This window comes from Gordonia bronchialis DSM 43247 (assembly GCF_000024785.1).
GTDB classification, from domain to species: Bacteria; Actinomycetota; Actinomycetes; order Mycobacteriales; family Mycobacteriaceae; genus Gordonia; species Gordonia bronchialis.
In genome coordinates, this window is record NC_013442.1 from 63,639 (window position 1) to 81,410 (window position 17,772).

The window sequence follows — 17,772 nt, forward strand, 5'->3', positions numbered from 1 at the left end:
CCCCCGTTTTGTCCCCCGCGCCTGGCTCACGGAGACAGGTCGTGGTCGGGCGCGGCGGGCCGTTGCTCTAATCCAGATGCCCTCTGCTGCAGTTGATCTGATGTAGGTGCTGCGGGCGGGGTAGAGCTGCGTGAGCGGCGGCCAGGTGGACGCATGTCATTCAGCAGATCACGCACATGCGGCCGTCCCTGCTGCTCATCCGCGCCGGTGTCGGCGGTCTCTCGCTCCGGCTCAGGTGCAGGGCCCTCCACGCGCATTTCTGCTTCCCTGAGGGACTGCTGAAGTGTGTAGTCGTGGGCAGCGGCGGCGTGCCTGCGTATGGTCGCGGCCACATACTGCTCGGCGGTAAGTCCGGCGTCCTCGAGGGTCGCTTTCGTCGGGTTGAGCTCCAAACTCCACCCTGGCTCACGGCCGGCGCGCCGCATCCGCTCAGCTGCGGCCTCACGGCCCGCGATCGCCTCCGGTGTGTTCTGCGCCGCCTGCAACTCCATCCGCAACGTCTGAAGGTCAACCTGCCGGTCCTGCAACTCCTTAGCCTTATCAAACGGCACATCGATGCGGGGGCTATGCACGCGTATGGTTGCGCGATAGTTCTCGATCGCCTCATCGACAGCGGCGACCTTCTCGGGTAGCCGTGCGTACAGATTCTCGACGCGGGTAGCCAAGCCACTGGCTACGGCACTCACCTGCTCGCCGCTGGGGCCACCCGCCATCAATCGAGTCCCCTCCACTGAAAATTCCAGTCGGCCAGTCGACTCCGCGTCTACCTCCGGAATATGGAGGTGGAACCAGGCGTGATCTCCGCTCATCGCATAACGCGACAGTTGTAGCGTCACGCCGTGGGGAAACTCGGCAATCGTCACCTTCTCCCCAATGCCTTTGTTGCGAACGCTCATAAAGGCTTCTCGAGCGCGTGTCAGCAGCGCCAGAGACCGCTCCGGCCGTTCGCGGTAACTCTGGCCGGCGACGGTGAACCGCCTTCCCTTCTCGTCCCACTCGCCGTGATCGACGACGAGCTGTTCGAGAACGTCTCGGGCCCGCTCCAACTGCGGGATCATCCGATCCGCCCGCTGAACCACCATGGCGGCATGCATCCGGGAGTCCCGGTGGGCGTTGGCCAAGGCTTGTAGGTCATCGACCTCGGACTGCAACTCCACCATGCGCAGGAACCGTTCATCTCCGGTTGCCGCGGCCTTGGTGGCCGCAGCCGCATCGACGAGCGACTGTGAGGAGTCGACATCCTGAACCTCGGTCACCGTCGGGTCGAGTTGCCCGGTCTTGGCTTCGGCGATGAACCGAGCTTTACGTTCGACCTTCTGCCACATCACCGTATCGGTTGTGCCCTCGGTGACGTAGCCGCAAATCTCGATGCGCGGATTCTGGTTGCCCTGGCGGATGATGCGGCCTTCCCGCTGTTCGAGATCCGCCGGCCGCCACGGCACGTCCATGTGATGCAGCGCAATCATGCGGTCCTGCACATTCATTCCGGTGCCCATTGTCTTTGTGGACCCGATCAGCACCGCGATCTTCCCAGTTCGCGCGTCCTCTTGCAGAGCCAACTTTTGCTGGGGCGAGCGTGCCTCGTGGATGAATCGGATGGATTCGGCAGGCACGCCGGCCGCGATCAGTTCGTCGCGCAGTGCGTGGTAGACCGTCCAACTCCCGGCCTCTTTGGGTGTTCCACGGTCGCAGAACACCATCTGTAATGCGCCGGGAGTCGCCGACCGTTCCCCCGTCGCGGTCAGATACTCGTTGTCGCGATTCGCGTGATAAATGTCTGCTGCCTTCTGTGCCACGGCGTAGGCGCGCGTGGTCTCGCGTGTCGCGGTCAGGTTGGCCAGGCGCGGGTCGAGGGCCACATTCTGGCCGTCGCTGAGCACCTTGAGCGTGTTGTCGTACTGCGGCTCCCGCGGGTCCAGATGGTCGAGCCGATGTTCGAGATCGGTGATGAAGTCGAGGACCTCTTGGCTCGGCCGGGTGGTGATGATGGTGCGCTCGCCGTAGACGGGCAACTTGGCGGGCACCTGATCTCGGGTGACCACGTCAGCGTATTGGGCGCTCATCGCGAACATTTCCCGCGGACTGGAGAATGACGAGGTCACCGTCTCCACCCTCAGGCGGGTACCGGCCACGTTGGTGACCGTCTCCGATCGTTTCTGGGTGAACGCCGCAGCCCAGTCTGTCACCGACCGCACACCGGCCGCGTCGAGCACGTCGGGGCGAAGATACTGCTGCATCACCCAGGATTCGGCCAGCGAGTTCGCGATCGGGGTACCGGTGGCAAAGGTCGCCACCCGTTCCATGCCGGCCGTCAGCGCAAGGCCGGTGTCGTGTGCGCGTTCTTGGGCCCGTTCGCGCAGCAGATCGAGCTTCATCGAGAGGTCCTCGGCCTTCTGCGACCCCTCGTGGGAGAGAGATTCGATAGCGCACTGGCGTGCCTTGTTCTTGTACTCGTGTGCCTCGTCGAGGAAGATGTAGTCGCAGCCGCTGTTCTCGAAGGTCACCCCCTCATCGCGCGACTTGCTCTCCAACAGTTTGGACAGCCGCTTCTCCTGGGATTTCTTCGCCCGCTCAATAGCTTTCACGGTTTGGTGGCTTGCGCCGCTGTCTTTGCGTTGTTGGAGTTCCTCCTCCAGATCGGCCAGCTCCCGGCGTACGTAGGCCTCTCGCCGGTCAGGGGCCACCTTGATCTTCTCGAAGACGCTCGCTGGAACGATCACCATGTCCCAATCGGAGGTGGCGGTCTGGGCGACGAAGGTGCGTCGTTCCTCCGGGGACATGCCCTTACCGCCCACGAGTGCGTTCGCGGCGGGATACCACTGCTTGACTTCTCTGCCGAATTGCTCGATCAGGTGCGTGGGCACCACGATCCATGGTTGTGAAACCACCCCGCGCCGTTTGAGTTCCATCGCGGCCATGAACATGGTTCCTGTTTTTCCCGCGCCGACCACGTGATCGAGCAGGACCGTGGGTTCGGCCGCGATGCGGGCGACGGCGTTGCGCTGATACGGGTGTGGTGTGAATGCTGGCGACAATCCCGGCAGCGACAGGTACCGGCCGTCGTGTCGGGGCGCCACCCACGCGTTGAAACGCCGGTTCCACTCGGTCGTCAGCCGCTCGCGGCGATCATCATCGGACCATAACCAGCCCTGAAATTCGCTGGTGATCTTGCGTGCTTGCACGTGTGCAAGCACGGTCGCCTGGCTGTCGATCTCGGGTGCACCGTCGTCGCGTTCACGCGGGGAGTTCTTGACCGCGATCGGTCGTTGGTTGAGCAGTTCGGTCCACAAATCGATAGCGTCGAGCGACTTCTCGTAGTCCTGATTGTCTGCGCCGTACTCGGTGCGCATGAGCGGAGTGTTGCGTTCGCCGGCGGGAACATCAACCACCCATCCCTGCGAGGACTTCTCCACAGTCGCGGTGCGGGCACCGAACACGTCCTTCACGAATTGGGCGTAGTCCTCGGCCGCCACCCAGGTCACACCCGGACTGACTGCACCGATCTGTGAGGGTTCCTTGCGCGGTGGAATCACCTTGGCCAGCGCATCGACGTACTCACGCAGGTCACCGTTGCCGGGGTCCTCGGACAGTGCCGTGCGCGCCTGCTCGTGTTTGGCAATCACATTGCCCGACAGGGCTGTCGACGCGGGAACCAGCTGCCCGTCGCTTTGCGGGTCGGCATAGACCAGACCGCGGATCCGGTCGCGGGCCTCCGTCGGAGCGCACCCGAGGAGCTGAGCAATCCGGTCCAGGTCGACACCGCCGCTCTCACCGACACTGATCGACACAGCTTCTTCGGCAGACTCGGCACTGCGCACCGGTACCGGGGCGACGACGACGTCGCGGGAGAAGATGGCGGTCTTCGTCGGCTTCTTGGTTTCGGTGTCAAAGTGTTCCAGCGCCAGCACCGCCGCCATCGACGGATCGCCGCGCAGCTGCTCGAGGTGGCGCTGCCGGCGTACCCGCGGAGAGGTCTGCCATGCCTTCTCGGTGAGCTCCTCGGCGACCTCGGCGGGCAGTTCACCTCGGTAAGCAACCCCACCGACCCCGTTCTTTGCCCGCCACTTCTTCTCGGCCTCAACATATTTGGCCTCTGCCTCAGCGGCGCTGCGTTCAGTTCCGCCGGTGATCTGGGCGCGGTTGATCGGCCCATACGCGGCGACGTAGGCGTCATAGACGCGGCCGAGCTCCTCGCGCAGTCCGTCGCGCATATCCTTGTCGGCCGTGCCGTCACGTTGAGCGGCGATCGTCGCTTCGGCCAGATCACGCAGCCGCAGCAGATGTTTGGTCTCGACAACACGAGTCTTGAACACAGACAGCGTTTCTGGCCCGTCGAGGCCTTCGCGCACGAACTCGTCGGCCTCGGCGTCGTATTCCACCCGCCCGATCGGCCGTTGCGCCTCGGTCAGGTCGCGGGCGGTGGCGATCCCGGCCTGAAAGTCGCTGCCCCGACTCGGGCGGGGCCGCGCCGACAGGCTGTGGCCCGCGTCTACTGCGGCGGTCACGTCAGCGTGCAGCCGTTGCCTGAGCTGCTCGGCCGCGCTGCCCAGGTCCTCGTTGATCACCACCATCTGTGCGTCGTGGAACTGGCCGCGGCCCGCGTGAATCTGTCCGAGTACTGATGATGGCCGGGTGTGGTAGTGCTGGTTGACGGTGATGACCTGCCACTCGCCGTGGCGGTCACGTACCCGCATCGGTCCGGCGTGAATCCAATCCACGGTTTCTGGGTGCGGCACGGTTTCGGCGTTGTCGCGGCGACGGAACACGAGGACGTCAGTGACTACGTCGGTGGCCGCGACGCGCTGGAAAGCCCGTGACGGCAGCCGGATCGCCGAGACCAGCTCACCTAGCTCGTGCATCTCGCGGCGGGCCTTCTCATCGGCAGCGTCCAGCGTCCAGCTGGAGGTGATCAGTGCTGCGTATCCGCCGGGTGCGGTCAGATGCAGGGTTTTGATGATGAAGTGATTGTGGATGCTGTGGTTGCGGCTGTTGTGCACCGGGTCCGGTACTGTGAACCGGCCGAACGGTACGTTGCCGATCGCTGCGGTGAACGATCCCTCGGGTACTCGAGTGCGTTCGAAACCTTCGTTGCGGACCTGCGCGTCTGGATAGAGCAGGTGGGCGACGCGTGCTGATACTGGATCGTTCTCCACACCCACCATCGAGGCCGTATCGGGTGCCAGTCCGATGAAGTTGCCTGACCCACAACCCGGTTCGAGGACCCGTCCACCGCTGAAACCGGCGTCGACGAGAGCATCCCACATCGCTTGTGCGATTGCCGGATCGGTGTAGTGCGCGTTCAGTGTCGAGGCGCGGGCTGACTGGTACTCCTCGGCGGTGATCAGTTGTTGCAGGCGTTCGCGCTCGGCCGCCCACTCTTCGCGGCCCGGGTCGAACACGTTCGGGCATCCACCCCACCCCGACCATCGGGCAAGGGTGTTCTGCTCGTCGGCTGTGGCGTACCGGTTGCCGGCGGCGCAGTCGGTGACTACTTCCAGGGCTGCGATATTGGCTCGGGCACGTGCCCTCTCCCCCGATGGCACCAGCACGTCGCCGCCGTGGGTGAAACGCTGGGGCGTGACGAATGGTTCTGCGTCCGGTTCGCGGACCGGAGTAGATTCATCGCGCTTCCCACTGCTGCCGGTTGTGGCCTCATCCCCAGTGATGTTCTGTTCGTGGGACTCTGCCGCGTGGGACGCGGCGTGTGATGGCGTGTCGGTTTGACGCTGATGTTGCGGGGTGGCTGCTCGGCTGACCGGATCGGGATCGGGTTCGAGGCCGGCGATCACCGAGTCGGCGGCAATCCAGACGCGGGTGCCGTCGGGTCGGCGGGCCTCTCTTGTGCGAACGCGTGTCCACTCCGACAGGGGAACACCCATCTCGTCGGCGGCCACCATCGGCAACGATTCGACAGAAGACTCGTCGGCGGGCAAGGGGGTGCCGCCGGGGTCGATGACTGCTGGATTGACCGGCTGGCGAAAGTCCTCAAGCGAATCGAACAGAAGTCCCTGCTCGGGTTCTACTACTGCTGCGGCGGTGGCTTTCTGGCGATCAGGGCGTCGTGCTCGGCCAGTGCCGCGCTCACCACGCGTTCCAGTTCCGTGGCCAGCTGATCGTGCGGTCCTTGTGGAAGGTTCATCGACTCTGTTGCCCGACTCTGCAGGAGGTCTGCTGCCCACAACTGCCACCGGATCGGCTGATCCGGCCACACCAGCTCCGCCAGACGTTCCATCTCCGGGCTCGCCGGAGACTCGGAGGCTGCCCACGCCGGCATCGCTGACTTCGGCGATGCCGGCTCCCTGTCGTTCTCGGTCGGGTTGTCCTCTGCGGCCTGATAGCCCTCCCACAGCGCCTCGTGCAGCACTGTCTCCTGCGCCGATAGCCTCGCCTGATTGAGCAACCCCATCCGCTCGGTGTAGTCGGCTACCCGCCCCATCTCCTTCTCCCACGCGCGGATCATCGAGTGCTCGGTCTCGCTGATCCGCTGAGCTATCTGTGCCTCCAGCTCCGCGGTCCGGCGCATCACCAGGTCCTCGTAGCTGCCCCGGTCCATGTCCTTGAGTTCCTGGCGATAGCGTGCGTGTACCGCCGCCTGGATCTCGCTCATCGCGTATCTCCTCACGGGTTGTGTCCACAGTGAGCTGTTCATCTGATGATCTCTCCTGCACTGGTAGTGAGAACAAGTCTTGCTGGTTCGGATCAGGTTGGCTACGTCGGGAACGGCTGGCCATTGCAGGGGAACCTCTCACGGTGGTTGGTGGAATCCCACCCGCAGCCGTTGCCCAGCCCAGGTGGGGCGATAACATCACTCACCGGTCGGAGCCTGTCCTCTGACCGCCACGCCCTGGCAGGTGCTCCAACACCTGTCAGGGCCTGCTGCCTCAGGTGACCATCGCCGGACCTTCTGCCTGGGTGTCCATCGTCTGCGCACAGTGTTCAGCGATGTGGTTCTCCGCGTCGGTGGTGCTGTGGTGTTCGGCCTGCAGCAGTCGGCAGTTGAGCAGATCGTTGGCGGTGCGTGCGACCCGCGCCGTCTCCCGGGCGGATCGGCGGCGGCTCCGGGGCTGCTGGTGAGTCTCGGGGGATGTGTTAGATGCGGTCATGACGGGCATCCGCGTCGTCAGAAACGCCCGGGGCGGGTTGTGGTAAGGCGTGCATATCGGCAGGTCAGAGGTATGATGACCGTACTGACCATGCCGACGATCACTGCGGGTCCGAGGGTGGTTTGCCACGGCCCGGAGGTGGCCACCAGCAGCATCGCGATGGCTGTCACCAGCACACCGATCGCGCAGAAGAAGCCACCTGCGGCAGGCGTCGCGTTGAGCAGCACCCACATCACCCCGGCCGCAAGCAGTGCGGCACCCACCGAAAGTGCTACGGCGCCAACACCGGAAACGGTCGGCGTGGGCAGCGCATGGTCGATCCAGTAGGTGGCCGGAGTCCAGCGTTGTGTCGCGGCGTTGGCCACGAACACGCCGAGGATGGCGACCAGCGCGGCGACGATCGCGGTGACGAGTGCGCAAGCGATAAACCGGAGAAGGTCGACGCCGGCGTCGCAGCTCGCCGAGAGGGCTGGGGTGTCCTGTGTCGTCGTGTGCGGCTGGGGATCTGGATAGCGGTCCTCGCCCCAGGCGGCGGCGTGCGGATTGAACCCCGACGCCGGGCCCAGATGCCGCCGGTCAAGGTGGGCGACGCTGTCGTCGGGGCCGTCGTACAGGTTGCCGTCGGGGTCGCCGTCGGGCACCTCGGAGTACGCGAGAGGGCGGGGTGCGGGGGCAGGGGGGTCGAACCGCTGCGTGGGGTGCTGTTCGGGTGTCATGGCCAGAAACCTCGCTGTCGGGTGGCGTCGATTGGTTGGTTGTTGGGGTGGTGGTCCGGCGCTCACTACGCCGGCCTGAGCATGCTGCTGTCGGCGTGCTGGTCGCCGAGATCTGTGGGGGTAAGCCATCCGCGCGGCATCGGGACGTGGGGCAGGTTTCGGCGCTCGCCGTGGGAGACGTGCTGCTCGGGACTGCACAGGTGCAGTGGGCCGTTCTCAGCGGTCAGCGCTCGCCAGTGGGCGTCGAAGTGGTAGACCCACCACCCGGACATAGCGAGCGGGTCTTCGCTGATCCGTGCACCTTCCCAGCCGTCCCAGAGCGCGACGAGGCGGGTGACGACCTCTTCATGGCGCCACCACTGTGCACACCAGCGGTGTTCACGGTTGAAGCTGTTGTGGATGACTTCGGAGAGCCATTGGTCGACCCATTCGTCGACCGAACCGAAACGGCGTGGTGGGGTGTCGGGTTCGGGTTCGGGTTGGGGTTCGTCGGTGTCGTCCCAGGCGAACGCGTCGTCGGTGTCGGTCATGCGGCAGCTCCTTGTCCGTCGAGGGGTAGCCCGGCAGCGATTCGTTGGGCTTTGGCGGCACTTTCCGAGGCGTGGCAGGCGTGGCGGAACGGGCCTTTCCAGTAGGAGTTCTTCTTGAGCAGCAGCACCCGGTTGCCTGAGGTCTTGACCACCGCACGGGTGTCGGGCATGGCGCCGAGTTCGGCCACATCGAGGATGGGTTCTGAGGACCAGCTCTCGCTGATCGACGATGACCCGACACCGCCGCTGCCATTACGGTTGCGGGTCACGCGGCGCACATCGCGGGTGCCGATCATGCGGACCAGTGATTCGAGGTAGGGGGTGCTGTTGGAGTTGCCGGCGAAGTAGTAGACGTTGGATGCGTCTTTGAGCATGTCCAGCTTCTCGGCCGACCACACCTTGGACGCCTGGGCCAAGGACTGCAGGAACGTGACCACGACGATGCCGCGGCTACCGAAATGCGAGTACCAGTCGGGTAATTCGGGAAGTTTGCACACGTTGGCGGCTTCGTCGAGTAACGCCACCATCGGGGTGGGCAGTCGCCCGCCGTGCTGTTCGGCGATCGCGGTGGCGGCTTTGAACACCGAATCGGCCAGCGCGGTGGTCAGTGCGGTGGCCGCACCGGCACCTTCTTTGGAGAGCGCGAACAGGGTGTCGGTCGACTGCGCGAACTGTTGCGGGTCAAAGGCTGGCAGGTTGTGGTGCAGGTCGGCGTTGCCGACGGTGTTGTCACCGGCGAACTGCACCCGCCGCGGTGGCAGGACGGTGCACGCATATTTCGGGACGGTCATGATGTTGATGAAGCGGCGGGCCATGTCGTAGAGGCCGTCTTGTTGCCGTTTGTTGAGGTCCTGGGCGGCATAGATTTTCGCGGCTGCGTCGGCATGCCCGTGCTGGATCAGCAGGTTGCGGGGAAGTTGCAGCTTGGGGTCGGTCAGCCATCCGTCGACGTGCTTGAGATCGCCGCCACCGCAGGCGGCAGCGAGAATGTAGAGCGCGAGGAGTTCTTGTGCCCCACCGTCGAAATAGGCATCTACGCGTGCCGAGGACTCGGTCGAGGCGCCTTTGAAGATGGCGGCGAGTTCGCGGGCATCGGCGAGGTCGTCGATGTCCCAGAACGGGTCCCACCACCACTGCTGGCCTTCGGCGCTGGCGATGTGTTGCAGATCGGATACCCAGATGCGGCCCTGGACGGCGTTGCGCCGCGCACGGATCACGCGCCGCACATGCCAGCGGCCCAGGTGTCCACGTATTCCGGGATCGTGGGCGGTGACGGTGATCCCGTTCCACCAGCGGGTGAACCACCGCTGCTGTCGTGGTCTGCCGAGTGTGTAGCTGGCTGCGTGCGGATCGAAGTCGGCGTCGCGGACGTACCGGATGGCGTCGTAGATGTCGGCCTTGTTGGAGGTCAGCACCGCCGGGCCGGGTGCCTGACAGCCCATGGGAATGACCATCGCCGATGTTTTGCCGCAGCGGGGTCCGCCGATGACCAGGCCGACCCATTCCCACAGCATGAAGATCGGTACCGAGGACGGTCCGGCCAGGCGGCCGAGCAGCAGCCCGTAATCGAGGAATCCCGGCCGTTGCCCGGCGAGGTCGCGGCGCAGCCGCGTCGCCGAGGCGCGGGCCTCTTTGACGGTCACGGCCGAGAGTTCACGTGCGGTGGCCATCAACGGTGCCGCTCGGTCGAAATCCCGTTCCCGTCCCCGGCCATCTCGGGTGCGGCTGACCGTGACGGCGGCGACGGCCAGCACGCCGATGCCACCGAGCAGCACGACGAGCACGGTGGAAGCGGTGGGCCAGGCTAGTCGGCCCTGGGTGACTTCGAGCAGCGCGCGCACGGGGTTGGCCGGAATGGCTGCCGGCGATCGGGTCCACCAGTGCCCCACCCGCAGACTCAGGTAGAACACGGCGGTCACCGCGATCGCGGCCACCACCGCCACCAGTGGTGCGGCGGTGGGTGGGTGTTGTCCGGCTTCGCGGCGGCGGGTGGCGGCAGTGACCATGATCGGGCCGTCCTTTCCTTTGAGGATGTGTCAGTGAGTGATCGAGGGGTATGTCGCGACTTTCCAGTGCCCGTCGGTGAGTTTGAGACGGGTGGTGGCGGTGAAGGTGTCCAGTGGTGTGCTGGCCCCGTCGATTGCCAGCACGGTCTGCACCACCCGCGCCTGCCCGAGCACTGTCGTGGGTCCGATGCGGGAGATACGGGGCTCGTCGACGCGGGCGGTGATGAGATCACCGGAGCTGCGCCAGGCCGCCCAGTCGGCACTGACCCGCACACCGGACGCCGGTGGTGACTGCGCTGATGCCAGCGCATCGCCGGTCAGAAACGGTGCGGCACGGCGTAATCCGTCCGTGGGTGAGGTGTCGGTGACCGGCTCCCAGCTGTAGATCGCCGCCAGCGCCGCGGTCAGCACCCCGGCCGGCTCGTCACGGTCGATGAGGCCCGGTGCGCTGCTGTAGTGCTCGTGCACATCGCCGGCGTGCTCCCCTGACTCCTCGACATCACCACCACACCCGGCGAGAACGATGAGCACCGCGGCCAGCGATCCCATGATGACTGCCGTGCGGGGGACGCGGGATCGGTGCCGCTGGCTTCGGGTGGAGTGGGCGGCTGATCGGACGATCACAGGTGTGGTCATGGCGTGGTCATTCCTTGTTGGGCGAATTCGCGGGCGTAGCGGATGACGTTGGCCCCGTAGGGGCGGGTTTGGGTGTCGTAGTCGCCGCCCGAGGGTTCACCACCGGCGGCCAGGATCGCGCCGACCCCGGCGTTGTAGGCCTCGGCGTAGAGCTTTTCCGGTCCCTCGGCGGGCGCGCGGACGGTGCCCCGGGCGATGGCGGCGTCGATCTGGGCGGCGTTGGCGCAGGAGAATCGGCCCGCCGCCATGACAGCGTCACCGATGTCGTTGGGGTCGGCGCGGCCGTTGCCGTCGTCGTCCTTGGCCCACGACGGGAAGGTGCCATCCATGAACTGCATCGGCCCCTTCGCCCCGTCCTTGGAGGTGAGGTTTTGCTGAAACCCGGTTTCCTGCTTGCCGATTCCCGCCAGCAGAGACGAGCTGATCTGCTTGCAGATCGTCCCCGCTTTGCGGAACCACCGCTCATAGGCGGGCGGAACCTTGCCCGCGGCGAGGTTGTCGTGGCCCTCCCCGCCGCCCGACGGTGCCGGGTCCTCGCACTCGTCTTCGCTGCCCCCACCGCCGTCGAGGTCCTCACCGCCGCCGGTGACACCCGGGGCGGTGTAGACCTCACGGCCGGTGGGAAATCCGTGTCCTTCCAGGGTGACGTGGAGATGATCCATGTGGTTCTGGGTGTCCGAGCCGCGGTTCCCCATGATGTTGGTGGCGCCGGTGGCGTCGAGGTACCGCTGCCGCCAGATCGTGTACACCACCTTGAAGAACTTCTTGTTGTCCATCACGTACTTGTGCACGGCGTTGCCCAGCGCGATCCCCTCGGCCGAGCTGTAATTGGGGATCATGACATCGATCGCCCGCCCGGACGGATGATCGGGGAAGGGGTCGCTGGGACGCCAGCCGCCGATGGTGGCGATCTTCGGGAATTTCACCGCGATGGCGCGGGCCAGGCGGATGCTGTCGATCTGCCAGTGCGCCTCGGACCCTTTCGACGACGGCAGCGGGGGCAGCGCACCGCTCATCTGCCCGGCGCCGGTATCGCCGGCGCGGGTGGCCGGCGGTGCCGGTGTCGGCGTCGGTGCCGGGGTTCGCGCGGCGTTGACGAATGTTCCTGGCGGAGCGGGCTTTTTCCCGGTCACACCGGCAGCTTTGGAGGTGCTCGGCCATGCTCCCCACCCTTGGGTGCCCAGTACCCGGTTGGCGACTTCCATCTGCTGCTCGCGGGTGGCCTTGTTGGCGGTGGGCGCGTACTGGGCACCGCCCGCGCCGGTCCACGTCGACGGCGCGAACTGCAGGCCGCCCTGGTAGCCGTTGCCGGTGTCGATGGCCCAGTTCCCGCCGGATTCGAGCTGGGCGACCTTGTCCCAGTCCGCGGCGGTGACCACGGATGGATCGCTGGGCCCCGGCCGCCCCGGGTTGGGCGTAGGCGCCGGACGCGGCGCGGCGCTGCCGGGATCCGGGCTGGTGGTCACCCAGCTAGTCGGATCGATCGCTCGCCCGCCCCCGAAATCGCGGTGCCCGCCGTCCCAGACCTCGAAATGCAGGTGTGCCCCGGTGGATTGGCCGTCATTGCCGCGGTCGGCGATGTGTTGTCCGGCGGTGACTCGTTGCCCGACCTTGACCAACACCCCGGCCGCATACATATGGCCGTAGACCGTCGCCCACTTGTGCCCATTGATGTTGTGGTTGAGCACAATCCAGTGCCCGAACCCCGACGCCGGTCCGGCCGCGACCACCACCCCGTCGGCGGCGGCATAAATCGGCGCGCCCTGCGGCCCGGCCAGATCGATACCGTTGTGGAACTCCTGACCGCGTGGCCCGAAGCCGGACGAGATCTGAAAGTCCTTCTGCTTCATCGGTTTGACCTTCGCCCCGGGCGAAAGCGATCCGTCGGTGGGTATATCGACGGTGATGTCCCCGGCACCGGGGTCGCAGTCACCCCCGCCGCCGCCGGAGAGGAGCACGGTGATGAACAGGATCGGAACGGCGAGGACGATCACCGCCACGAGCGCCAGCAACGTTGTGCTGCCCGACGTCCTCGAGTTCTTCATGCGGGCGGTCCTTTGGGCTCAGCGGTGGTGGGTTCGGCACGAAGCCGGAGACGCGGAAGGAGAGATGATCTCCCAGGCGGGTGGCGCAGCAGGTGACGGAGCACCGTTCAGCTGTCCGTGGTGTAACCGGTGTCGGCGGCAGGGGCGGGGGTGTCGAGGTGATGAGCCGGTGCTGGCACACTGCCTGCGGTGAAGCTGCCGAGCTCGATCGACGCCTCATCGCCGGCGGCGTTCTCGACGCCCGGCCGGGTCGCGGTCACCAGATCGGCCAGCGTGGGTTGTTGCGTGGCAGCAGCCGACGGCGAATCCATGTCGGCGGCGTACTCGGTCGCCAACGCCCCCGCGGGAGTGTCCATGGCCAGCTGTTCGTCAGGGGTCAAGGCCTCGCCGTCGAGACCTGTGGCGGCGTCGAGTTCACTGTCGGCCCCGGTGTCGCGGGTGGCGGCATCGAGTGCCGCTGTCGAGAATCCGGCCTGGGCCAGCCGCTGCGCCCAGGCGTCGCGGTGAATGTCGGCGATGACCGCATCGGCTTCGGTGCCGCGCAGTTCGGCGGCGGTGTCGTGGTTGTTCGCGGCGGGCAGGTGGTGCATCTCGCTGCGCAGTTCGTCGAGGCGTTGCCGGGTTTCCTCGGCCAGGGCCTGGCTGGCAGCCCACCGGGCGGTGAGTTCGGTCAGCCGCTGATCCTGAGCGGTGATGGTGGCCTGCTGTTGGCTTTGCACTGCGGTGGTGTCGGTGTGTGTGCGCCACTGCGTGCGCCGGCGGTGGTGCGATCGGGCGCGCATGGTGCGGCGGGTGGCGCGTGCGGCGCGCAGGGCACTGCGCGCCGAGTGCGCGAGCGTCTGCTGCGACATCTCGAGGATGTCGCCGCCGCCGAGCTGCGTGTCTGCGTGTGTCATGGCTGATCCCTTTGTGTCGGTGGATGATTGGGTGCGTCGTGTTTTAGAGGGGGGTGGTCTCGGGGTCGTCACAGTGCGGGTGATGACCGATCAGGTGGGTGGTGTCGGCGAGTCTGCTGAGTGCTCGATTGGCGCGGCGCAGGGTGTCGTTTTCGCGTTGCAACTGACCGAGAACCAGCGCGGTGTCGCGGTCAGTGTCCGGTTCGCGGGCTGGGCCCCAGGCATCTCGGACCCAGTTGCGCAGCGTGGTGATCGGCACTCCCACGGCGGTGGCCACCGCGACGATCGCGGCCTCGCGTGAGCGCTGGTGGCGCAGGTTGTCGGTGACCAGCTCAAGGCATGTGGCACGGAACTGGCTGCTGTACATGCGGCGTGGGCTCATGCCGCCACCTCGGCGAGTTCGCGTGACCAGTCGTGGTCGGTGGCATCGAAGCGGCGGTTGGTGTCGTGGATTCCGGACTCGATCTCGACGTCGGTGAGGATCGTGCGGAACGGGAGACCGGGGGTGCCTTGTTCGCCGATCTTGATGTAGAACTTTCCGCGTCCTGGCGGTGCGTTGTTGGTGCGTGAGTCACCGGTCAGCGCCGGTGGTGAGCTCCAGCTGGTGATGTCGGCGATCTCGGTGTCGGTGAAGGGTTTGATGTCGGAGAGCCGGTCCATCTCTTTGCGTGGCAGGGCGCCGACGATGAGCGCGGCCACGCGTTCGACGAAGCCCTGTGCGGTGGCTCGGTCTTCTTCGCGTGGCAGCGCCACCAGGTCGGACACGGTGTGGGTGCACATGGCTACGGCGGTGGCGATATTGCGGTTGAGGCGGGTGAGCTCGTCGACGCGGTCGACCATCCCCACCCCGGCGCGCAGCACCTGCCACATCTCGTCGAGGACCGCGAGGAACTGGCGTTTCGGTCCGCACAGGGCGTCGGCGAGAAAGTGCGCGGCCGCGATCGCGGCGAATCCGTGCTCCCAGCAGGTGAGCAGTACCGCCCCTTTGAGCTTGCGGTCAGAGGCCTCCACCCCGGACACATCGATGCAGATGGCGGGTGCGTCGATGTCGATCGGGGTGGAGGTTTCGTGATCGAAGACCTCGCCGAAGGAGCCGCGGCGCAGCGCGGTCAGTGTCCGCAACAGCGCCTTGGCTTCGCGCCGGTACTCGGCGTCGGTGTCGGCGACATAGGCCTCACGCACCGCGGCGGGACCCTCGGAGATGACAGCCACCAGGTCTTTGAGCACCGGCTGGCGATCCTCGGCGCGGCCGCGGCGATCACAGACCTCGAGAGCTGCCCGGATGGCGGTCTCTTCATAGTCGGCGATCTCACCGCCACGGGTCAGCTCCAGCAGCCCCTTGATGCGCCGGACCCGGTCCCCGGCGATGCGTGCCCGGACCTCCCGCAGTTTCATGGCGGCGAGGTCGGCGAGAGCCTGGCACGTATGGGCGCCGTCCAGGTCGCCCCGCTCGCGGGCGGCCGTGGCGGCCTCGGTGCGTTCTGCGACAGCAGCGGCAAGAATCGGCACGATCTGGGCCAACGGCCCCATATCCAGAGGGTTGATCGTCCCTTGCCCCAACCCGAGGGTGATGACTTGCCCGCCGTCGAGGCTGGCGACCAGATCACGATAGTCCGGGCGCATGTCGCCGAGGACGAGCGCGGTGACGCCGGTAGCGATCATGCCCAGCATCATTTTGCGCAGCAGCGTCGACTTCCCGAACGACGGCAGCCCGAGCAGCATGAAGCTGGGCTGTCCGATGTGCTTGGCGCGGGTCATCCACGACAGGGGGTCAAAACACACCGGGGCGTGGGTGTAGAGATGCAGGCCTAGCGGTACCCCCACCAGGGGTGCGCCGGCACCCACAGGGAAGGGCCATAGCCCACCCGCGTGATAGGTGGTGCCGCGGTACTCGACGGGTGCCGCGACCGGCCCGGTCCGCCCACCCCCTTCCCCGGCCAGCCCACGGCGGGTCTGCTGGTGCGGATCGACGACCGACGACCGGGCAGCGGCCTGCTCCCGCACCTGTTTGGCGTAGTTGAAGCGGCGGCTGGTGTCGAAATGCAGCTTCAGCTTGGCGCGCAGCGCCACTAACGGGTTGGCGGTGGTGGTTTGGCGTTCCAGCGCGAAGCGTTCCTCGATGGTGAGCAGCGGTAGCTTCGTCAGCTTCTCCGTCGACGTCTGCGCCGCCGCTGCCCGGCGATCGCGGCGGGAAGGTTTGGACAGCTCGTCGCACGGGCCGACGGTGCCTCGTGGGGGCCGGGTGATCACCACGGTAGGAAACCTCCTGGTTCTGCAGGAAACGTTGGGGCGGACATCATTTCGCGAATTTCTTGCCGACCGAGCGGTGATCGGGCAGCAACACTCCGATCCCCAGGGACGCGGCGAATGCCGGAGCCTGCTGCAAGAACATGCGTCGGACGCGCAACTGCGAGCGGATCGAGAGCTGATCGGTGATCGACGCCGCATTGGGCAGGTCGCCGTCCTCGGGCACGGTCACGGTGATGAGCAAACCCAGCAGAGTCAAACCATGCCCGCGGCCCTGTTCCTCGCGTTGGCGGCTGGTAGCCTCCACGGCCATCTCTGATTCCACCGACACGATGCCTTTGCGGTGCGAGTTGCGGCCCGAGAGCGCGTTCTTGTAGTCGCGCTGCACGATGTCGGCGGCCTCGGCCGGAGTGTGTGGCCGATACACGAATGCCACCCGTTTGCGCACCAGTTCACCGTTGACGTCGAGCACCGGGCGCAACACGGTCTCGGTGATGGCGCTGGTGGGTGCCTTGTTCCATTCCCACGTCGCCGAGTAGCACCCGTCGTGGTAGTACCAGGACTTGCCCTCGCGGTGCGCGCTCGGGCCGGCATCTTCCCACCCCAGATCGTGACCGTCCTCTTCGATCTCGGCGAGCTCGAGTTCGTTGAGCAGCCCAGGGGTGTAGGCACGTTTGGTCATCGCCGTCATCTCCTCGGCCTCCAGCAGCCGCGGATTGAGGTTGGCTTCGGCCAACACGGTGAGCACACCGCCCAGGCGCCGGGAGATCTCCTTGATCTGTTCGGCGGGGTCCTTTCGCCGCTCTGGTGTGTTGGCGCGGAACGTGATCGAGCATCGCGCCCACATGCGCACGCTGTCCTGCGGCAGCATCTCAGCGCTCTCGATCATCATGGCGGTGGGCAGCTCGCCACCGGGCTTGCCGGCCGCCACGAGGTCGACGACCTCGCGGCGCAACCGGTTTCCGGTTTCGGGCCCGGTTTCGAGCACCACGACCGCCGCATCGACGTCCCCGGTCTCGCCGAGATATTTGATGACGGTGCCCCAGTTGAACACCGACACGTCGACCGACGCTTGGTCGACGGCCTCGTTGCCCTGCGGAAAGCACTCGATGACGATCGTGAACTGGTGGGTGTCGGGCATTTCGATGCATCCGTACTTCTGGCGGGACTGGTGTTGCACCCACCCCTCGTGCATCCGTGTGGCGTAGGCCACCCCGGGTAATGCGTTGGTGCCGCCGGGAACTCGGCTGAACAGGCCGGACAGATACATGTGTTCACCCTTCTTGACGTGTGCACGCCATTGCCGCCACAGCACCCACCACTGCCATAGCGTCAAACGGCGAAATCGAATCGCGGTCGGCAGCCACGCCGCGAGCATGACCACCGCAATCGGCAGGCCGGTCAACAATCCGAGCCACAGGATCAGCCCGACCGCCACGACGGCGAGAACCAAGAACGCCGCGCTGGTACGCAGGGTCATGCCGAACAGGAAGGACTCTTTGGGCTCGTTGAGCGGTTCGTAGTGCTGGCGCTGCAGCGCTTCGGTTGCGCTGCTCATCGCTCACCCAGAACAGACATCGGGCGGTGAAAAGC

At 66.2% G+C, this 17,772-nt stretch carries 12 protein-coding genes; all 12 read right to left on the reverse strand.

Annotation, left to right across the window (positions count from 1 at the left end):
• Positions 1–26: 26 nt before the first annotated feature.
• The 12 genes from GBRO_RS24425 to GBRO_RS24480 all read right to left on the reverse strand — a co-directional run bounded on the left by GBRO_RS24425 (position 27) and on the right by GBRO_RS24480 (position 17,737).
• Positions 27–5,897, reverse strand: a complete 5,871-nt coding sequence (locus GBRO_RS24425) for a DEAD/DEAH box helicase family protein (RefSeq protein WP_012836516.1) — start codon at positions 5,895–5,897, stop codon at positions 27–29.
• A 125-nt stretch (positions 5,898–6,022) separates the two neighbouring features.
• On the reverse strand, positions 6,023–6,607 hold the full coding sequence (locus GBRO_RS26505; RefSeq protein ID WP_012836517.1) for a hypothetical protein: 585 nt from the start codon (positions 6,605–6,607) through the stop codon (positions 6,023–6,025).
• A gap of 274 nt (positions 6,608–6,881) precedes the next feature.
• A complete protein-coding gene (locus tag GBRO_RS24435; protein ID WP_012836518.1) occupies positions 6,882–7,103 on the reverse strand; it encodes a hypothetical protein in 222 nt (73 codons plus the stop codon).
• Between the two features lie 17 nt (positions 7,104–7,120).
• Positions 7,121–7,819: a hypothetical protein gene (locus tag GBRO_RS24935; RefSeq protein ID WP_012836519.1), complete on the reverse strand. Its 699-nt coding sequence runs from the start codon at positions 7,817–7,819 to the stop codon at positions 7,121–7,123.
• Between the two features lie 65 nt (positions 7,820–7,884).
• Entirely contained in the window at positions 7,885–8,349 is a 465-nt protein-coding gene (locus GBRO_RS24940) for a DUF4913 domain-containing protein (RefSeq protein ID WP_012836520.1), read from the reverse strand.
• Entirely contained in the window at positions 8,346–10,355 is a 2,010-nt protein-coding gene (locus GBRO_RS24450; protein WP_012836521.1) for a type IV secretory system conjugative DNA transfer family protein, read from the reverse strand. Before GBRO_RS24450 ends, GBRO_RS24940 begins: the two co-directional genes overlap by 4 nt.
• 30 nt (positions 10,356–10,385) lie before the next feature.
• Positions 10,386–10,991 (reverse strand): hypothetical protein, encoded by a 606-nt coding sequence (locus GBRO_RS24945; protein WP_012836522.1) that lies wholly within the window; start codon positions 10,989–10,991, stop codon positions 10,386–10,388.
• Positions 10,988–13,036, reverse strand: coding sequence for a transglycosylase family protein (locus tag GBRO_RS27640; protein ID WP_012836523.1), 2,049 nt, complete (start codon positions 13,034–13,036; stop codon positions 10,988–10,990). The genes GBRO_RS24945 and GBRO_RS27640 overlap by 4 nt, the downstream gene beginning before the upstream one ends.
• A 107-nt stretch (positions 13,037–13,143) precedes the next feature.
• Complete coding sequence (locus tag GBRO_RS24465) at positions 13,144–13,932, reverse strand: hypothetical protein (protein ID WP_012836524.1); 789 nt, start codon at positions 13,930–13,932, stop codon at positions 13,144–13,146.
• 43 nt (positions 13,933–13,975) lie between these two features.
• Positions 13,976–14,314 (reverse strand): transposase, encoded by a 339-nt coding sequence (locus GBRO_RS24470; RefSeq protein ID WP_012836525.1) that lies wholly within the window; start codon positions 14,312–14,314, stop codon positions 13,976–13,978.
• Positions 14,311–16,185, reverse strand: coding sequence for a hypothetical protein (locus tag GBRO_RS24475; RefSeq protein WP_012836526.1), 1,875 nt, complete (start codon positions 16,183–16,185; stop codon positions 14,311–14,313). The genes GBRO_RS24470 and GBRO_RS24475 overlap by 4 nt, the downstream gene beginning before the upstream one ends.
• A 43-nt stretch (positions 16,186–16,228) precedes the next feature.
• Complete coding sequence (locus GBRO_RS24480) at positions 16,229–17,737, reverse strand: PrgI family protein (RefSeq protein ID WP_012836527.1); 1,509 nt, start codon at positions 17,735–17,737, stop codon at positions 16,229–16,231.
• Positions 17,738–17,772 lie beyond the last annotated feature (35 nt).